The organism is Micromonospora sp. NPDC049559, from assembly GCF_040676675.1.
In the GTDB taxonomy this organism is placed as follows: Bacteria; Actinomycetota; Actinomycetes; order Mycobacteriales; family Micromonosporaceae; genus JBFAPK01.
Genome location: NZ_JBFAPK010000002.1, coordinates 240,209 through 255,457 on the forward strand (window position 1 = coordinate 240,209; position 15,249 = coordinate 255,457).

The following is a 15,249-nucleotide window of genomic DNA, read 5'->3' on the forward strand; positions in this document are numbered from 1 at the left end:
CGCTCAGTTCTGCCGTACGTCGGCGCGGTCGAGCGCGATGTTGTCGCCCCGGCTCGCCGGGTTGTGCTGACCGGTGTTGACGATCGTGACGGTGTGCGGGCCCGACGGCAGGACCGGGCTGGTCCAGACCGCGCCGGAGGCGTTGCGGCTCGGGGCGTAGTTGTCGACCGTCTGGGCCGCCCCGCCGTCCACCGAGACGGTCATCCGGCCCTGGTCGACGTCGCGTACCGCGTAGAGCACCACCTGGTTGCCGGAGAACCGGAAGGTGGCCGTGGCGCCGCCGACGTAGCTCCAGTTGGCGGTGCCGTTGTACATGTCCGGCACCCCCGTGGTCAGCCCCCAGTTCGCGCCGTACTGGAACTGGTTGAGGCCGGTGCCGGTGGTGTTGGCGTCCACCGTCACCGTGCCGGCGCCGGCCGGGGTGACGGTGATCGAGTACGCGTCGGTGCCCGAGACGTGGTTGACCGGTACGCTGACCGCCCCGTCGACGACCGTGAGGTTGCCGGCGAAGACGGTCACCGGCCCGGTCAGCGGGCTCTGGTCGGGGATGCGCTCGACGGTGACGCGTACCGCGCCGTTGTTGAGCAGCCACGGCGTCGCGGCCAGCCCGTTCACCCGTACGGTGGTGGTGCCGGTCTGTCCGGAGGCGTTGCCGAGCAGCGCGACCAGCTGGCGCTGGCCCTGGTCGAGCGCGGCGGCGACCGCCACGCCGTTGCCGTTCGTGGTCGCGACCAGGTTGCCGGTCATCCGGGCGTAGGCGCGGTACACCCACCACTGCCCGGTCGGCCGCTGGTCGGCGGTGAGGACCCCGGCGAGCGTGCCGGCCACGCAGCAGTCCGACCAGATGGCGTGCGCCGCCGCGGAGACGTCCGAGACCGCGAGCCGGTCCAGGAACCAGGCCAGGTAGCCGGGGTTCTGCTGCGGCGCGAAGAGGTACTCGTCGATGGTCAGCGGCATCGGGGCGATCCCGTGCGCGGCCAGCAGCGCGGCGGCGTCGGCCGCGTCCGCCGCCGGGTCGGTGCCGAAGTGCCAGTTCAGTACGTTCGGCAGGGTGCCGTCGGCCCTGGTGCGGCCCAGCCAGTCGTTCAGCCAGGCGTGGTTGTAGCCGCTGTAGGAGGGCCCCACGATGGTCGCGCCCGGGTCGAGGCGGCGGATCTCCGACACGGCGGTGTTCCACATCTGGTAGTACTGGGCGCTGTTGACGCCCCGGGGCCAGAAGCCGATGCCGTCCGGCTCGTTCCAGATGTCGTAGCGGACCCGCAGGCCGGAGGCGCGCACGTCGCTGACCACCTGCCCGACGAAGGTACGCCAGTTGGCGCAGTCGCCGTTCTCGCAGGGGTAGACCGTGTTCGCGGGCTGTTCGGTGTCGGCGCCCCAGAGGTCGGAGACGAGCAGGTGGTACGTCGCCTGGTAGGGCGCGCCGGTGACCCGGCGGGCCTGGGCCAGCGCCGAGGTGATGCGGGTCCGGTAGCCGGTACCGGCCCGGTAGCCGTCGCCGAGCCAGCCGTGGCCGGCCAGCCGGGCGCCGCCGCCGCGGAACAGGGTCGGCCGCAACGGTTCGAGCAGGCTGTCGGCGGGCCCGGAGCCGTCCTGGTTGAGACCGTAGAGGAAGCCGGCGCCGGCCCGGGTCGGCACCTTGCCGGGCCGGGAGACGTCGACGGTGACGGTGCTGTCCGCCGCGTCCGCCGGCGCGGCCGGCAGCAGCAGCGGTACGGCCAGCGCGGCGACGCCGAGCGCGGCGACGGCGGCGAGCCACCGCCGGCCGCTCGGCCGGGGCTGCGTGGGGGGCTGGGCGGGGCGGTCCGGCGGGGGTACGGGCTGGGACATCTGACCTTCTCCTTCGGGGGACGGGAGTTGGTGCGCTATCGGTGGTGGTGCGGTGGTGCCGTCTCCGGGTCGGTGGGCCGGGGGTCCGCGACGCCGGCCGCCGTGCCCGTGCCGGCCCGCGGGTCGGCCGGCTCGGTCGGGTGCGCCGGGTCGTCGTCCGGGTCGACGGGCAGGCGCGCGTCGTCGCGGACGAAGAGCGGGATCCGGTCCAGCGGCGCGTCGATCGTGACCCAGGCGCCGCCGTCGTAGCGGGTGCCGCTGTCGGTGTGCGTCCAGGCCGCGCCGGCCGGCAGGTACACCCGTCGCCGCCGGGCGCCCAGGGCCAGCACGGGTGCCACCAACAGGTCGGGGCCGAAGAGGAACTGGTCCTCGATCCGGCTCGCGGTCTCGTCGTCGGGGAACTCCAGCAGCAGCGGTCGCAGCAGCGGCAGCCCGGTCCGCTCTCCGTCCCGCAGGTGCCGGTGCAGGTACGGCCGCAACCGCTCGCGCAGCCGGAGCATCCGGGTCATCGCCCGGTACGCCTCGTCGCCGAAGGACCAGACCTCGTTCGGGCCGCCGGTGTCACCGACCCAGCTGCGGCTGCCGCGCGGCTCGCGGTGGCCGTGCAGGCGGAACAGCGGGCAGAAGGCGCCGAACTGGAACCAGCGGACGACCAGTTCCCGGTACGCCGGGTCGTCGGGGTCGCCGCCGTGGAACCCGCCGATGTCCGTGGTCCACCAGGGGATGCCGCTCATGGCGACGTTGAGGCCGGCGCGCACCGACGCGGCCAGCGCCTCGAAGGTGGCGGGGATGTCGCCCGACCAGAGGGCGACCCCGTACCGCTGGGAGCCGGCCCAGGCCGACCGCACCAGCGACAGCACCTCGGTCTCGCCGGCCGCGCGCAGGTGCTCGTAGAGGCCGCGGGCGTGCTCGCGCGGGTAGAGGTTGGCCACCTCCGCGCCGGGGCCCGCCGCGTAGCCGAGGTTGTGCGGGTGGCCGGGGCGCATCTCCGGTTCGCAGGCGTCGAGCCAGAAGGCCCGGATGCCGTACCGGTGGTAGTTGCGCCGCAGCTGCTCCCAGAGGTAGTCGCGGGCGCGCCCGTCGGTCGCGTCGTAGAAGGCCACCCCGATGTCGCCGGCCGCGTCGCCGTCCGGCCAGTCGCCGTGCACCGGGGCGCCGGCGTCGGTGGCGACCAGCAGACCGGCGTCGCGCATCGGGGCGTAGTTGGCCGAGAGCGGGCTCACCGAGGGCCAGACCGAGACGGCCAGCTCCACCCCGGTCTCCCGCAGCCGCCGCACCAGCTCCGCCGGGTCCGGCCAGGACCGTTCGTCGAAGCTCCAGTCGCCGAGGTGCCGCCAGTGCAGGTAGTCGACGACGATGACGGCCAGGGGCAGGCCGCGCTCGGCGTACTCGCGCGCCACGGCGAGCAGCTCCGCCTGGTCGGTGTAGCGCAGCTTGCTCTGCCAGAAACCGGAGGCCCAGTCCGGCAGCCGGGGCGCGTGCCCGGTGGCGTCGGCGTAGTGCGACAGGATCGCGGCCGGCGTCTCGCCGGTGGTCAGCCAGTAGTCGAGCTGCCGGGCCCGGTCGGCGACCCAGCGCGTACCGTTGGCCGCGAACTCGACCCGCCCCACCGCCGGGCTGTTCCACAGCAGCCCGTAGCCGCGGCTGGAGACGACGAACGGGATGCTCACCTCGCCGTTGCGTTGCAGCAGGTCGAGCACCATCCCCTTCTGGTCGAACCGGCCGTGTCCGTGCTGCCCGAGACCGTGGATGCGCTCGCCGTCGTACGCGGCGAACCGCTGCTCGATGCGGTGCCGGCCGCCGCCGACCGCCTCGAAGTGCCGGGCGCCGGGCCACCACGCGTGGGCCGGCTCCTCCCGGAGCAGCTCGGCCCCGGTGTCGGTACGGGTCGCCGTGACGCGCCCGTCGGCGGCCGTGACGGTGATCCGCAGCAGTCCGTTGGTAAGCGTGGCGCTCTCGTCGCCGACCTCGACGCGCACGCCGTCGTCGGGGACGCCGCCGGGCCCGGCGTCGCCCGGGCGGGCGGGCGGGTCCTCCAGCGCGCCGGGCAGGCCGTCGAGGATGCGGTGCAGACCGGCGCGGACCCGTACGCTGTCGCGCCCCCACGGTTGGACGGTGAGCAGGTGGTGCCCACTCCGCCAGGTCAACTGGGTGGCGGAGTGGCTGAACGGACGGGGCAAGGGGTGTCTCCCGGGGGCAGGTGGGTTCAGTCCTTGACGCCGCCGGCCGCGATGCCGGCGGCGACGTAGCGTTGCGCGAGCACGAGCAGGGCGGCGACCGGCAGCGACGCGACGACCCCGGTGGCCATCACGCTGTTCCAGTCGCTGAGGTGGGCGCCGATGAAGCGGTAGATGCCGACCGTGACGGGGGCGGCCTCGTCGCGGCTGGTCAGCGTCACGGCGTAGAGGAAGTCCGCCCACGCGAAGAGGAACGAGAAGAGGCTCGCCGTGATGACCGCGTTGCGGCTCGCCGGCAGGATCACCGCGAGCAGCGTGCGCAGTCGCGACGCGCCGTCGATCGAGGCCGCCTCGCGCAGCTCCGGCGGGAGGCCGCGCATGAAGGCGTGCAGGATCAGCACCGCGAACGGTACGCAGAGCGTGGAGTCGGCCAGCACCAGCGCGACCGGCGAGTTGATCAGATGGAGTTGGCTGCCCGCGAGGTAGAACGCGTTGGCCATCACGATCCCGGGGATCATCTGCGCGACCAGCAGCGCGAAGAGCAGCGCCCGGCCGCCCGGCACCGCGAGCTGGGCCAGGCCGTAGGCCGCCGGTACCGAGACCAGCAGGGTCAGCGCGACCGTACCGAGGGAGACGCCGAGGCTGACCAGCAGGTGACCGCCCTGGGTGGCCAGCGCGTTGCGGTAGCCGGCCAGGGTGCCGTGCAGCGGTAGCCAGGTGGGGGTGCTGCGGACCAGTTCGGTCGAGGAGAGCAGCGACGCGTTGACCATCCAGTACAGCGGGAAGAGCATCACCGCGAGGATCAGCACCCCGACCAGCGTGGTCAGCGCGCGGCGCGGGGACCGGGCCGTCCTCATCGCGCCCGCCCGGCCGCGCGGGCCCGGGAGCCGCCGTCCCGGGAGCCGCCGTCCCGTGAGCCGCCGTCCCGGGTGGCCCGCAGGTAGACGAACGCGAAGACCACCGCCACCAGGATCAGCAGGTTCCCCACGGCCGCGCCGCGCCCGAACGCCAACTGCTGGAACGACAGGTCGTACGCGTACGTCGTGAGCGTCTGCGAGGAGTCGGCCGGGCCGCCCTGGGTGAGCACCATGATCACGTCGAAGACCTTCAGGGTGTAGATGAGACCGAGGGTGAGCACCACCGCGGTCACCGGGCGCAGCAGCGGAAACGTGATCCGCCAGAACCGCTGCCAGGGGCCCGCGCCGTCGAGACTGGCCGCCTCGTAGAGGTGCTCCGGTACGGCCTGGAGGCCGCCGTAGAGGATGACCATGTTGAACGGGATGCCGACCCAGATGTTGACCAGCGTGACCGAGAGCAGCGCGTGGTCCGTGCTGGCGAGCCAGGGCACCGGCTGATCGACCAGGTGCAGCCCCAGCAGCGTCTGGTTGAGCACGCCGGAGTCCGTCTCCAGGATCCACCGCCAGGCGGTGCCCGACACCACCAGCGGCAGCAGCCACGGCACCAGCAGCAGGGAGCGCAGCAGGCCGCCGAGCGGGAAGCGCCGCCGGAAGAAGACCGCCAGCGCCAGCCCGATCGAGAACTGGAAGAACAGCGACCCGACCGTGAAGAGCACGGTGTTGCGCACGGTCCCGGCGAAGGCGTCGTCCGCCCAGACCAGCCGGTGGTTCTGCCAGCCCACGAAGGGCGCCACCCCGGTGTAGAAGGAACGGACCGTGTAGTCCCGCAGGCTCATCCGGACGTTGCCGAGCAGCGGGTACAGGTAGAACGCCACGACGTAGAGCCAGGCCGGGAGGACGAAGGCGAGGCCGGCCCAGCGGGCGCGGGCGCTCCGGCGCCGCCCGGCCGGCTCCGGCCTGGCCGCCGCCGTACCGACGACCGGCGCCGCCGGTACGGCCAGGGGCGCGGAGGTGGTGGTGTCGGGCATCGGTACGCGCCTAGCCGAGCGAGCCCTGCGCGGCGCTCAGCGCCTGCTGCGGCGACTTGCCACCGGCCAGGCTGGCCTGGATGGCGTTGTAGAGGGCCTCGCTGACCTTCGGGTAGGCGGTGCCGAGTTCGGCGGTACGGGCCTGCGCGGTGGCGACCTCCTCGACGAAGGGGGCCAGCTGCGGGTTGCTCGCCGCCAGTTGCCGGGCCGCCGCCGTGTTGCTCGGGATGTAGCCGGCCTTGGCCGACCATTCGGCGCTCTTCTCCTGGCCGAGCAGGCACTTGAGCACGGCCACGGCCTTGCGTTCCCGCTCGGGGGTGCTCCGGCCGACGGTCCAGACCTCACCGCCGAGCGGGGTCACCGGCTTGGCGTCCGGCGTCGGTACCGGGATCGGGACGATGCCGAAGTGCAGGTCCTTCGTGGCGTTGAGGGTCGGCAGCTGCCAGGGCCCGTTCACCATCATGGCCGCGTTGCCGGCCAGGAACTGGTCGTTGATGTCGGCCTGGGTCCAGGTCACCACCGACCGGGAGGCCGACCCGGAGGCGACCAGGTCCTTCCAGAGCGTCAGCGCCCGTACCGCCTCCGGCGAGTCGAGCCGCTTGAGGCTGGCGCCCGCGGTCCAGAAAAAGGGCTCGAACTGGAAGCTGCCCTCCTCGGTACCGACGGCGGAGAAGGCGATGCCGTACCGGTTCCCCTTGGTCAGCGCCTTGGCCGTGCTGGTCAGCTCCGTCCAGGTCTTCGGCGGGGTCAGCCCGGCGTCGCGGAACAGGTCCTGGTTGTAGTAGAGGGCGAGGCCGTTGACGCCGGGGGCGATGCCGTACGTCTGCCCCTCGTACCGGCCGGCGGCGACGATCGACGGGTAGAGCCCCTCGGTACTCAGCCCGGCCTCGGAGAGCGAGACCAGCCCTCCGGTGGCGGCGAGCTGCGCCAGGTCGGGGTTGTCCACGAGGGCGAGGTCCGGCAGGGTCCGCGCCGACGCCTGTTGCAGCAGCTTGGGCATGAACTGGACCCGGGGCACCTGCTGGTGCTGGACCCGCACGCCGGCCTGGGCGCCGCACTGGTCGAGCAGGGCGGGCAGCTCGCTGTTCTGCGGCGCCGCGTCGTAGTAGTCGATCTCGGTGAGCGTGTTGGCGTCTCCCGCCGGGCCGCCGCTGTCGCCGCAGCCGGCGAGCGGGAGCAGGAGCAGCGCCGCGGCGGCGAGGCGGGCGCCCCGGCGGCCGTGTCCGCCGGGCGGGGTCGAGCGAAACCTCATGGCCAGACCTTTCGAATTGATTCGACAGTCGCCCGGCACGACCGACCGTCGAGTGGTGGTGGTTATCGAGGGACGTTTCCCCGCGCGCCCCGTGCCCGGCGCCGGGGGTAGGCGGCCGTGGTGTCGCGGGGCCGCAGCCGCGGGGCGAGCATGGTGACGGGCGCCTGCCGGTCGCCGTTGATCGCGCCGGCCAGGTGCTCCACCGCCGTACGGGCGAGCGCCTCGACCGGCAGCGAAACCGACGTCACCGGCCGGGGCAGTTGGTCGACCGCGTCGTCCGGGCAGATCGCGACGACCGAGATGTCCCGTGGCACCCGGTGGCCCAGCGCGGTCAGCCGGTCGAGCACCAGCGGCAGGGCCCACTCGTTGTAGACGATCAGGCCGCTGGTCGCGGGGTTGCGCTCCAGCAGCGCCCGCAGCGCGCCCGAGACCCCGTCGGGCGAGGGTTCGCACGCCTCCCAGTCGGCCCGCGCGCCCCGCTGGCGCAGCGCCTCCAGCGCGCCGTCCCGGGCGTGCGCCGCGTACGCGACCCCGCGCCGGTAGGTCTCCGCCGGCTGTCCGAGGAACCCGACGTCGGTGTGCCCGAGCTCCAGCAGGTGTTCGGCGCAGAGCCGGCCGCCGAGCGCGAAGTCGAAGTCCACGTACGGCAGGCCGCCCGGGTCGTCGGGCGTGCCGACCAGCACCGCCGGGCACTTCAGCGAGCGCAGCAGCCCGACCCGCGGGTCCCGCCGCTGCACCTCCATCAGCATCACGCCGTCGACCAGCGCGCTGCCGACCGCGTCCCGGATCGCCGTCTCGCCGTCGTCGTCGGTGAGCATCAGCAGCTTGAGCCCGGCCTCCTGGGAGGCGGTGAGCGCGGCCCAGACGTAGGGCATCTGCACCTGGTTGTGCGGGCCGTGCAGCATCGGCAGGGCCATGGCGATCACGCCGGTCCGGCCGGTACGGATCGAGCGGGCCCCGGCGTGCGGGCGGAACTGGAGCGCGGCGATGCTCCGCTCGACCTTGGCGATGGTCTCGGCCGAGATCGAGCGGTTGCCGCTGAGCACGTACGACACGGTGCTGCGGGAGACGCCCGCGTGCCGCGCCACGTCCGCGATCGTCACCGCCACGGCCGCACCCACTTTCGAACTGATTCGACTGCGGGAACGTAACATGAGACCCCGGCCACAACAAGAGCCCGGCCACGGCCGGCGGCCCGACCGCCACCCGCCGTGACCGGACCGGCCGGGCCGGTGTCGACGTCGCGCGCAGGGGGTGTTCGAGCGGGCTCGCCCGCGGCGAGCCGAGGGGCGCGGCCCGCTCGAACGCCCGCTCAGGCCTCCGCGCAGCAGGCGTGCCGGCTCTCGTGCACGTAGTGCGGGTCGTGCCACCAGTACCCCGCGTTGTCCGGGTGGACCGGCAACGGCGGCAGCATCCGGCTGACCGGCGCCGCGCTCACCGCCCGCCCGGCGGCGCCCTCCCCGGCCGGCGGCTCCGCCGGCGCGAACGGGGCGAGCAGTTCGTCGACGCCGTGCAGCATGCCGTTGGCCATGACCTGACGGACGTTGGCGGCCTGGGTGATGTCGGCGAGCGGGTCGCCGCCGAGGACCACGAGGTCGGCGTACCGGCCCGGGGCGAGCTGCCCGATCGGCTCGTCGAGGAACTCCCCCGGCGTCCGGGTCGCGGTGGTCAGCGCCTCGTACGGGGTCAGCCCGTACGCGACCATCGCGCGCAGGTTCAGGTGCAGGCTGACCGCGTTGAAGGCGATCGGGGAGTCGGTGCCGGTGAGCACCCGGCCGCCACCGCGGATCATCGCCGCGACCTGGGCGACCTGCCGGGCCAGGTTCTGCCGGTTCGCCGTCTGGTCGGTGGTCTGCGCGGTGGTCACGGCGGCCTGGAGGGCGGCGTACTGCCAGGAGGGGTAGAGGATCCGGACCCGCCGGTCGGTGACGAGCGAGGTGTCCTCCCGCAGCAGCGTGTTCGCGCCGAAGAGGGTCGGCGTGCGGGCGGCCCGGGAGGCCGTGAAGATGTCGATCACGTCGCGGTAGCCGGCCCCGAGGGCGGTGACCGTACGGGAGTAGCCGAAGCGGTTGGTCGCGCCGATGTGCTCCATCCCGTCGCTGCCGAGGGCGAACGCCGGGTAGTGGTAGTGCGAGCTGGCGTGCACCCCGTGCCGGTGCGACCAGTCGACCACCCGGCGCTGCCAGGCGACCGGCAGCCGCACGTACGCCTTCATCAGGTCGTAGTCGAGCGCGCCCGCGCGCTCCAACTCCCGCGCCAACTGCTCCTCGTCGAAGGTGGGGCGCATGAAGTTGTAGAAGATCCGGGCCCCGTCCACGGCCTCGCCGGTGGCGAGGTACCGGGGCCCGATCCGGGCGCCGGACTGCACCGACTCCCGCTCCTCGACCATGTGGTACGCGGGACTGCCCGGCGAGCGGGTGGTGGTGACGCCGAGCGACAGCCAGAGCCGGTTCTGCCGGGCGCCGTACGCGTAGCCCTGCATCTCCCGGTGGTGGTGCGCGTCGATCAGCCCGGGAATGACCACACCGTCGCGGGCGTCGACGATCCGGCCGTCCCGACCCGGTCGGGAGTCCTCGACGGCGACCACCCGGTGGCCGTCGACCAGCACGTCGACGTCCGCGCGCAGGGTGCGGGCCCGGCCGTCCCAGAACCGTCCGGCCCGGATCACCGTACGGCCCCGGGGGCGGCTGTTGGTCCAGCTCAGACCGACCGGCACGGTCCGCGGCGCGCCGCCAGTGACGGGCACCAACCGCAGCCGCCCGTTGTTGAGGTACAGCAGCCGCGCGGAGTCGCCGCTCCAGCTCGGCGCGTCGGTGACCTCGGAGGTCAGCTGCCGGGGCGTACCGGCGAACGTGCCGTCGGGGTGGACGTCGACCACCCAGAGCACGCTGGCCACCACGAACGCCATCCGCCGACCGTCCGGCGACCAGACCGGCCCGTCGTCGCCCCGGGTCTGGATCGAGCGGTGCGGCATCGGCTCGACGTAGCGGGCGGCGCCGGTGTGCCGGTCGACCAGCAGGATCGTGCTCAGCCCCTCGCGGTAGCGGGCCGAGTAGGGCCGGATGGCGGCCAGCGCGATCACGTTGCCGTCGGGCGACCAGGTGGGGCGGCCCGGTTCGAACGTGGCCGCGAGGATCCGCCGCACCTCCCCGGTCCCGACCTCGACCGTGTGGAGGGCGCCGTCCTGGTCGAGGAAGGCCAGGCGGGCGCCGTCGGGCGACCAGCTCGCGGAGACGGCGGCGGCGCCCGGCAGGTTGGTGAGCTGCCGGTCCGCCCCGGTGTCCAGGTCGCGCAGCCAGATGTCCAGCTTGCCGCCCCGGTCCGTCGAGTACGCCAGCAGCCGCCCGTCCGGCGACCAGGCCGGGTCGCACTTCCACCACTGGTCCCGGGTGAGCGGTCGGGGCGACTCCCCGATCGTCATGGTGTAGATGTCGTTGAGCGCGCGGAAGGCGACCCGGCGACCGTCGGGCGCGAGCACCGGGCTGCCGATGCCGACGACCGGCCGCGGCGTCGTCGAGTCGAAGTCCCGCCGCCGCTTGCGGTAGCTCGGGGTCAGCACGGTCACGGTCGCGCTGAAGCCGATGTCGTGCGGGCGACCGCCGTCGAGGCGGCGCCGGCGGATCCGGCCGTCGGCGGTGTAGAGGAACTCGCCGTCGGCGCGCCACGAGACCCGGAACGGGAAGGCGTCCTCGCCGGTCACCAGGGGACGGTCGGCGCGCCACAGCTCGCTGCGGCCGTCGAGGAGCCGGTGGTAGACCAGCTCGCGGCCGTCCGGGGTCCAGGCCGGGCTGTGCAGGACGGCCCCGGCCGGCGCGGACACGGCGGTGGTACGGGCACCGGTGGCGAGGTCGACCACGTCGAGGCGGGTGTTGGCGACGACGAAGGCGATCCGCCCGCCGTCGGGCGACCAGGCCGGCTCGTACTCCTCCGCGCTGCCGTCGGCGACCGTGGTCCGCTCGCCGCTGGCCAGGTCGAGCAGGTGAATGCCGTAGCTGCCGGACAGGTCCGAGGAGAAGGCGACGCGCCGGCCGTCCGGGGAGAAGCGCGGCTCGCGGTGGTCGTACGGGCCGGAGGTGAGCTGGCGCAGCCCGGACCCGTCCGGCCGGATCAGCCAGAGGTGGAACACGCCGTCCCGGTAGGACTGGAAGACGATCGTCGATCCGTCCGGGGCCCAGTCCGGCTGGGCGATGTCGAAGAGGTCGCTGGTGAGCCGCCGGGCCGGGCCGCCGGCCGCGGGCAGCACCCACAGGACGCTGACCAGGTCGATGGCGATCAGCCTGCCGTCCGGGGAGAGCTGGGCGGCGACGTCGGTCCCCTCGCGCAGTCGTACCGGCCGGCCGCCGCCGGAGGCGTCCGCCGCGCTGTCGGCCCGCGCCGCCCCGGCCGCGTCGGTCGCGTCGGTCGCGGCCCCGGTGCCGGCCAGGGTCACCGCGCCGGCCGTACCCGCCAGAAGTTCCCGCCTCCGGATGCCCGTCATCGTGCCTCCCGTCGCAGCGTTGATCGAACAATACCGATCAATGGCGGCCGGCGGGAGGTGGCGCGGTCTTGTTTCGGTGATGTTCGATCCGTAACCTGCCGATAAAACATCGGATGCCTGATGGACGCTCACCCCGACCATCTCCCCCTTTCTCGCTCACGCAGGGCCGCTATCCGCTCGTACGTCCGATGAATGTGGAGGATCGCATGACACGCCGCCAGCGAAAAAGACCGCTAGCCCGTACCCTGCTCGCCGTGGGGCTCGTCGCCGCGGTGGCCGTACCGGCGCCCGCCAGCGCCCGGGAGGTCGCCGCGCCGCCGACCGGCGGTGGCGCCGGCGCGACCGGCGCCGACCCGCTGACCCTCTGGTACGACGAGCCGGCCGCCGACTGGGAGACCCAGGCCCTGCCGATCGGCAACGGCGCGCTCGGCGGCATGATCTTCGGTCGGGTCGCCGCCGAGACGGTGCAGTTCAACGAGAAGACCCTCTGGACCGGCGGCCCCGGCTCGGCCGCCGGCTACAACTTCGGCAACTGGACCTCGCCGCGCCCCGGCGCGATCGACGAGGTGCGGCGCCTGATCGAGGAGCGCGGCCGGCTCACGCCCGAGGAGGTGGCCGCCCGGCTCGGCCAGCCGAAGAGCGGCTTCGGGTCGTACAACACCTTCGGCGACCTCTCGCTGCGGCTCGCCGAGGACCCCGGCCCGGTCCAGCAGTACCGCCGCGAGCTGAACATCGGCACGGCCGTCGCCCGGGTCTCCTACACCGACGACGGCGTCCGCTACACCCGCGAGTACTTCGCCAGCTACCCCGACCACGTGCTGGTCGTCCGGCTCACGGCCGACCAGCCGGGCCGGATCGGCTTCACCACGGGCGTGACCGCGCCGGCCAACCGCTCCCGGACGACCACCGTCCGGGACGGCCGGATCACCTTCGCCGGGGCGCTCAACGACAACCAGCTGCGGTACGAGTCGCAGATCCAGGTGCTCGCCGAGGGCGGTACCCGGGCCGACGGCGCCGACGGCACGGTCTCGGTGGCCGGCGCCGACTCGGCCACGGTCATCCTCGGCGCCGGCACGAACTACGCCGACGCGTACCCGACGTACCGCGGCCCGGACCCGCACGCCGCGGTCACGGCGGCGGTCGACGCGGCGGCGGCGAAGCCGTACGCCCGGTTGCTCGCCGCCCACACCGCCGACTACCGCGCGCTCTTCGACCGGGTCCGGCTGGACATCGGCCAGGTCATGCCGGACCTGCCCACCGACGAGCTGCTGCGCGGCTACCGGGGCGGCGCCTCGGCGGCGGACCGCGCGCTGGAGGCACTCTTCTTCCAGTACGGCCGCTACCTGCTGGTCGCCTCCTCGCGGCCCGGCTCGCTGCCGGCGAACCTCCAGGGCGTCTGGAACAACGTCACCAACCCGCCGTGGGACGCCGACTACCACGTCAACATCAACCTGCAGATGAACTACTGGCCGGCCGAGATCACCAACCTGGCCGAGACGACCGCGCCGCTCTTCGACTACGTCGACGCGATGGTGCCGCCCGGCAAGGTCACCGCCGAGCAGATCTACGGCGCGCGCGGCTGGGTGGTCAACAACGAGACCAACCCGTACGGCTTCACCGGCCTGCACAACTACCCGCAGTCGTTCTGGTTCCCGGAGGCCGGCGCCTGGCTGGCGCAGCAGTACTACGCGCACTACCGGTTCACCCGGGACGTGACGTTCCTGCGCGACCGGGCGTACCCGGTGATGAAGCAGCTCGCCCTCTTCTGGCTGGACGAGCTGGTCGTCGACCCGCGCGACGGCAAGCTGGTGGTCTCCCCCAGCTACTCGCCCGAGCACGGCGACTTCACCGCCGGCGCGTCGATGTCGCAGCAGATCGTCTGGGACCTCTTCACCAACGTGGTCGAGGCGGCCGGCATCCTCGGCGGCGACGCGGCCTTCCGCCGGGAGGTGCGGGCCGCGCTGGACCGGCTCGACCCGGGCACCCGGGTCGGCTCGTGGGGGCAGTTGCAGGAGTGGAAGACCGACCTGGACAGTCCGACCGACGACCACCGGCACGTCTCGCACCTGTTCGCCCTGCACCCGGGCGCGCAGATCAGCCCGCTGACCACGCCCGAGCTGGCCCAGGCCGCCGAGGTGTCGCTGAACGCGCGCGGCGACGGCGGTACGGGCTGGAGCAAGGCGTGGAAGATCAATTTCTGGGCCCGGCTGCTCGACGGCGACCACGCCCACAAGATGCTCGCCGAGCAGCTGAAGTCGAGCACGCTGGCGAACCTGTGGGACACCCACCCGCCGTTCCAGATCGACGGCAACTTCGGCGCCACCTCCGGCATCGCCGAGATGCTGCTGCAGAGCCAGACCGGCCGGGTGCAGGTCCTGCCGGCGCTCCCCAGCGCCTGGCGGAACGGCTCGGTCACGGGCCTGCGGGCCGAGGGTGACCTCACCGTCGACACCCGATGGTCGGCCGGCGCGGCCACCGAGATCGCCGTCACCGCCGGCCGCTCCGGCGAGGTCAAGCTGCGCAGCCCGCTCTTCGCCGGCCCGTACCGGCTCGTGGACGCCACCACCGGCAAGCGGGTCAACCCGGGCGGCAACGGCGAGAACGTCACCTTCACGGCCCGCGCCGGACACCGGTACGTGGCGACCGCACAGGTCGCGTTCGAGATCGAGGCGCCGGACAACCTGGTCGCCGGCCAGTCCGCCACCGTCAAGGTGACGGTCCGGGCCGCCGGCAGCACCACCGTGCCGCCCGCCACGCTGCGGCTCGGCCTGCCCACCGGCTGGTCCGGCCGGCCGGCGACGTTCGCCACGCCGCGGCTGCGGCCCGGCGACAGCCAGGTCTACAGCTTCACGGTCACCCCGAGCCGGGAGGCCGCACCCGGCAGGAACCGGATCGAGGTGCGGCTGGCCGGGGCCGACTGGCGGGCGACGGCCGGCACCTCGGTCGAGCTGCCCGTACCGCCGCCCTGCGACCCGCCGGATCCGGCCCACCCGCTCGTCGCCTGGGATCCGGTCTCCGGCGACACGGTCGCGGACCACTCGCCCCACGCCCGTACCGCCACCGTGCAGTCCGGCGCCGCGTACGCCGCCGCCGGCCCGACCGGTACGGCGCTGGTCCTGGACGGCAACCGGTACCTGCGGACGACCCCCACCACGCTCGGCTTCCTGGCGGCGGCCACGTTCGCGGCCGAGGTCAAGGTGACCACCTCGGGCAGCTACCGGCGGCTGTTCGACTTCCAGCCCGGCGGCAACCCCGGCACCGACGGCATCCTGATCGACCTCACCCCGAGCAACCAGGTGCGGTTCATCGGCTCCGGCACGGGCGTCACCACCAGCGCGGTCGTGCCGACCGGCCGGTACGTGGACCTCGTGGTGACCATGGACGACAACGGCAACGTGGTCGTCTACCTCGACGGCCAGCAGGCCGGCACCGCGAAGGTGCCCGACGGCGGCATCGTCGGCTGCGCCACCCGCGAGCTGCGCTTCGCCGCCGACCAGGACGGCGGTCAGCGACTCACCGGCGAGGTGGACCGGATGGCGATCCTGCCCGAGGCGCTCCGCGCCGACCAGGTCGGCACCTGGCAGGCGAGGGCCTTCGGCTGATCGGCAGCCGTACCTCCCTGGGGGAGCAC

General features: G+C 73.7%; 8 protein-coding genes. 1 reads left to right on the forward strand and 7 read right to left on the reverse strand.

From position 1 onward, the window contains the following. Positions 1–3 precede the first annotated feature (3 nt). The 7 genes from AB0J86_RS04215 to AB0J86_RS04245 all read right to left on the reverse strand — a co-directional run bounded on the left by AB0J86_RS04215 (position 4) and on the right by AB0J86_RS04245 (position 11,618). Positions 4–1,827 (reverse strand): hypothetical protein, encoded by a 1,824-nt coding sequence (locus AB0J86_RS04215; protein ID WP_363852277.1) that lies wholly within the window; start codon positions 1,825–1,827, stop codon positions 4–6. A 35-nt stretch (positions 1,828–1,862) separates the two neighbouring features. Continuing rightward, entirely contained in the window at positions 1,863–4,007 is a 2,145-nt protein-coding gene (locus tag AB0J86_RS04220; RefSeq protein WP_363852279.1) for a TIM-barrel domain-containing protein, read from the reverse strand. Positions 4,008–4,033: 26 nt separating this feature from the next. Further along, complete coding sequence (locus AB0J86_RS04225) at positions 4,034–4,861, reverse strand: carbohydrate ABC transporter permease (RefSeq protein WP_363852282.1); 828 nt, start codon at positions 4,859–4,861, stop codon at positions 4,034–4,036. Then, positions 4,858–5,889 (reverse strand): sugar ABC transporter permease, encoded by a 1,032-nt coding sequence (locus AB0J86_RS04230; RefSeq protein WP_363852285.1) that lies wholly within the window; start codon positions 5,887–5,889, stop codon positions 4,858–4,860. The genes AB0J86_RS04225 and AB0J86_RS04230 overlap by 4 nt, the downstream gene beginning before the upstream one ends. Positions 5,890–5,899: 10 nt before the next feature. After that, a complete protein-coding gene (locus AB0J86_RS04235; protein ID WP_363852288.1) occupies positions 5,900–7,141 on the reverse strand; it encodes an ABC transporter substrate-binding protein in 1,242 nt (413 codons plus the stop codon). Between the two features lie 62 nt (positions 7,142–7,203). Then, positions 7,204–8,250 carry a LacI family DNA-binding transcriptional regulator gene (locus AB0J86_RS04240; protein WP_363852291.1) on the reverse strand — a complete coding sequence of 349 codons (1,047 nt, stop codon included), beginning with the start codon at positions 8,248–8,250 and terminating at the stop codon, positions 7,204–7,206. A gap of 203 nt (positions 8,251–8,453) precedes the next feature. Further along, positions 8,454–11,618: a DPP IV N-terminal domain-containing protein gene (locus AB0J86_RS04245; RefSeq protein ID WP_363852294.1), complete on the reverse strand. Its 3,165-nt coding sequence runs from the start codon at positions 11,616–11,618 to the stop codon at positions 8,454–8,456. A gap of 206 nt (positions 11,619–11,824) precedes the next feature. On the opposite strand from AB0J86_RS04245, the gene AB0J86_RS04250 reads away from it, so the two are divergent. After that, positions 11,825–15,220, forward strand: coding sequence for a glycoside hydrolase N-terminal domain-containing protein (locus AB0J86_RS04250; protein ID WP_363852297.1), 3,396 nt, complete (start codon positions 11,825–11,827; stop codon positions 15,218–15,220). The last annotated feature ends 29 nt before the right edge of the window (positions 15,221–15,249 follow it).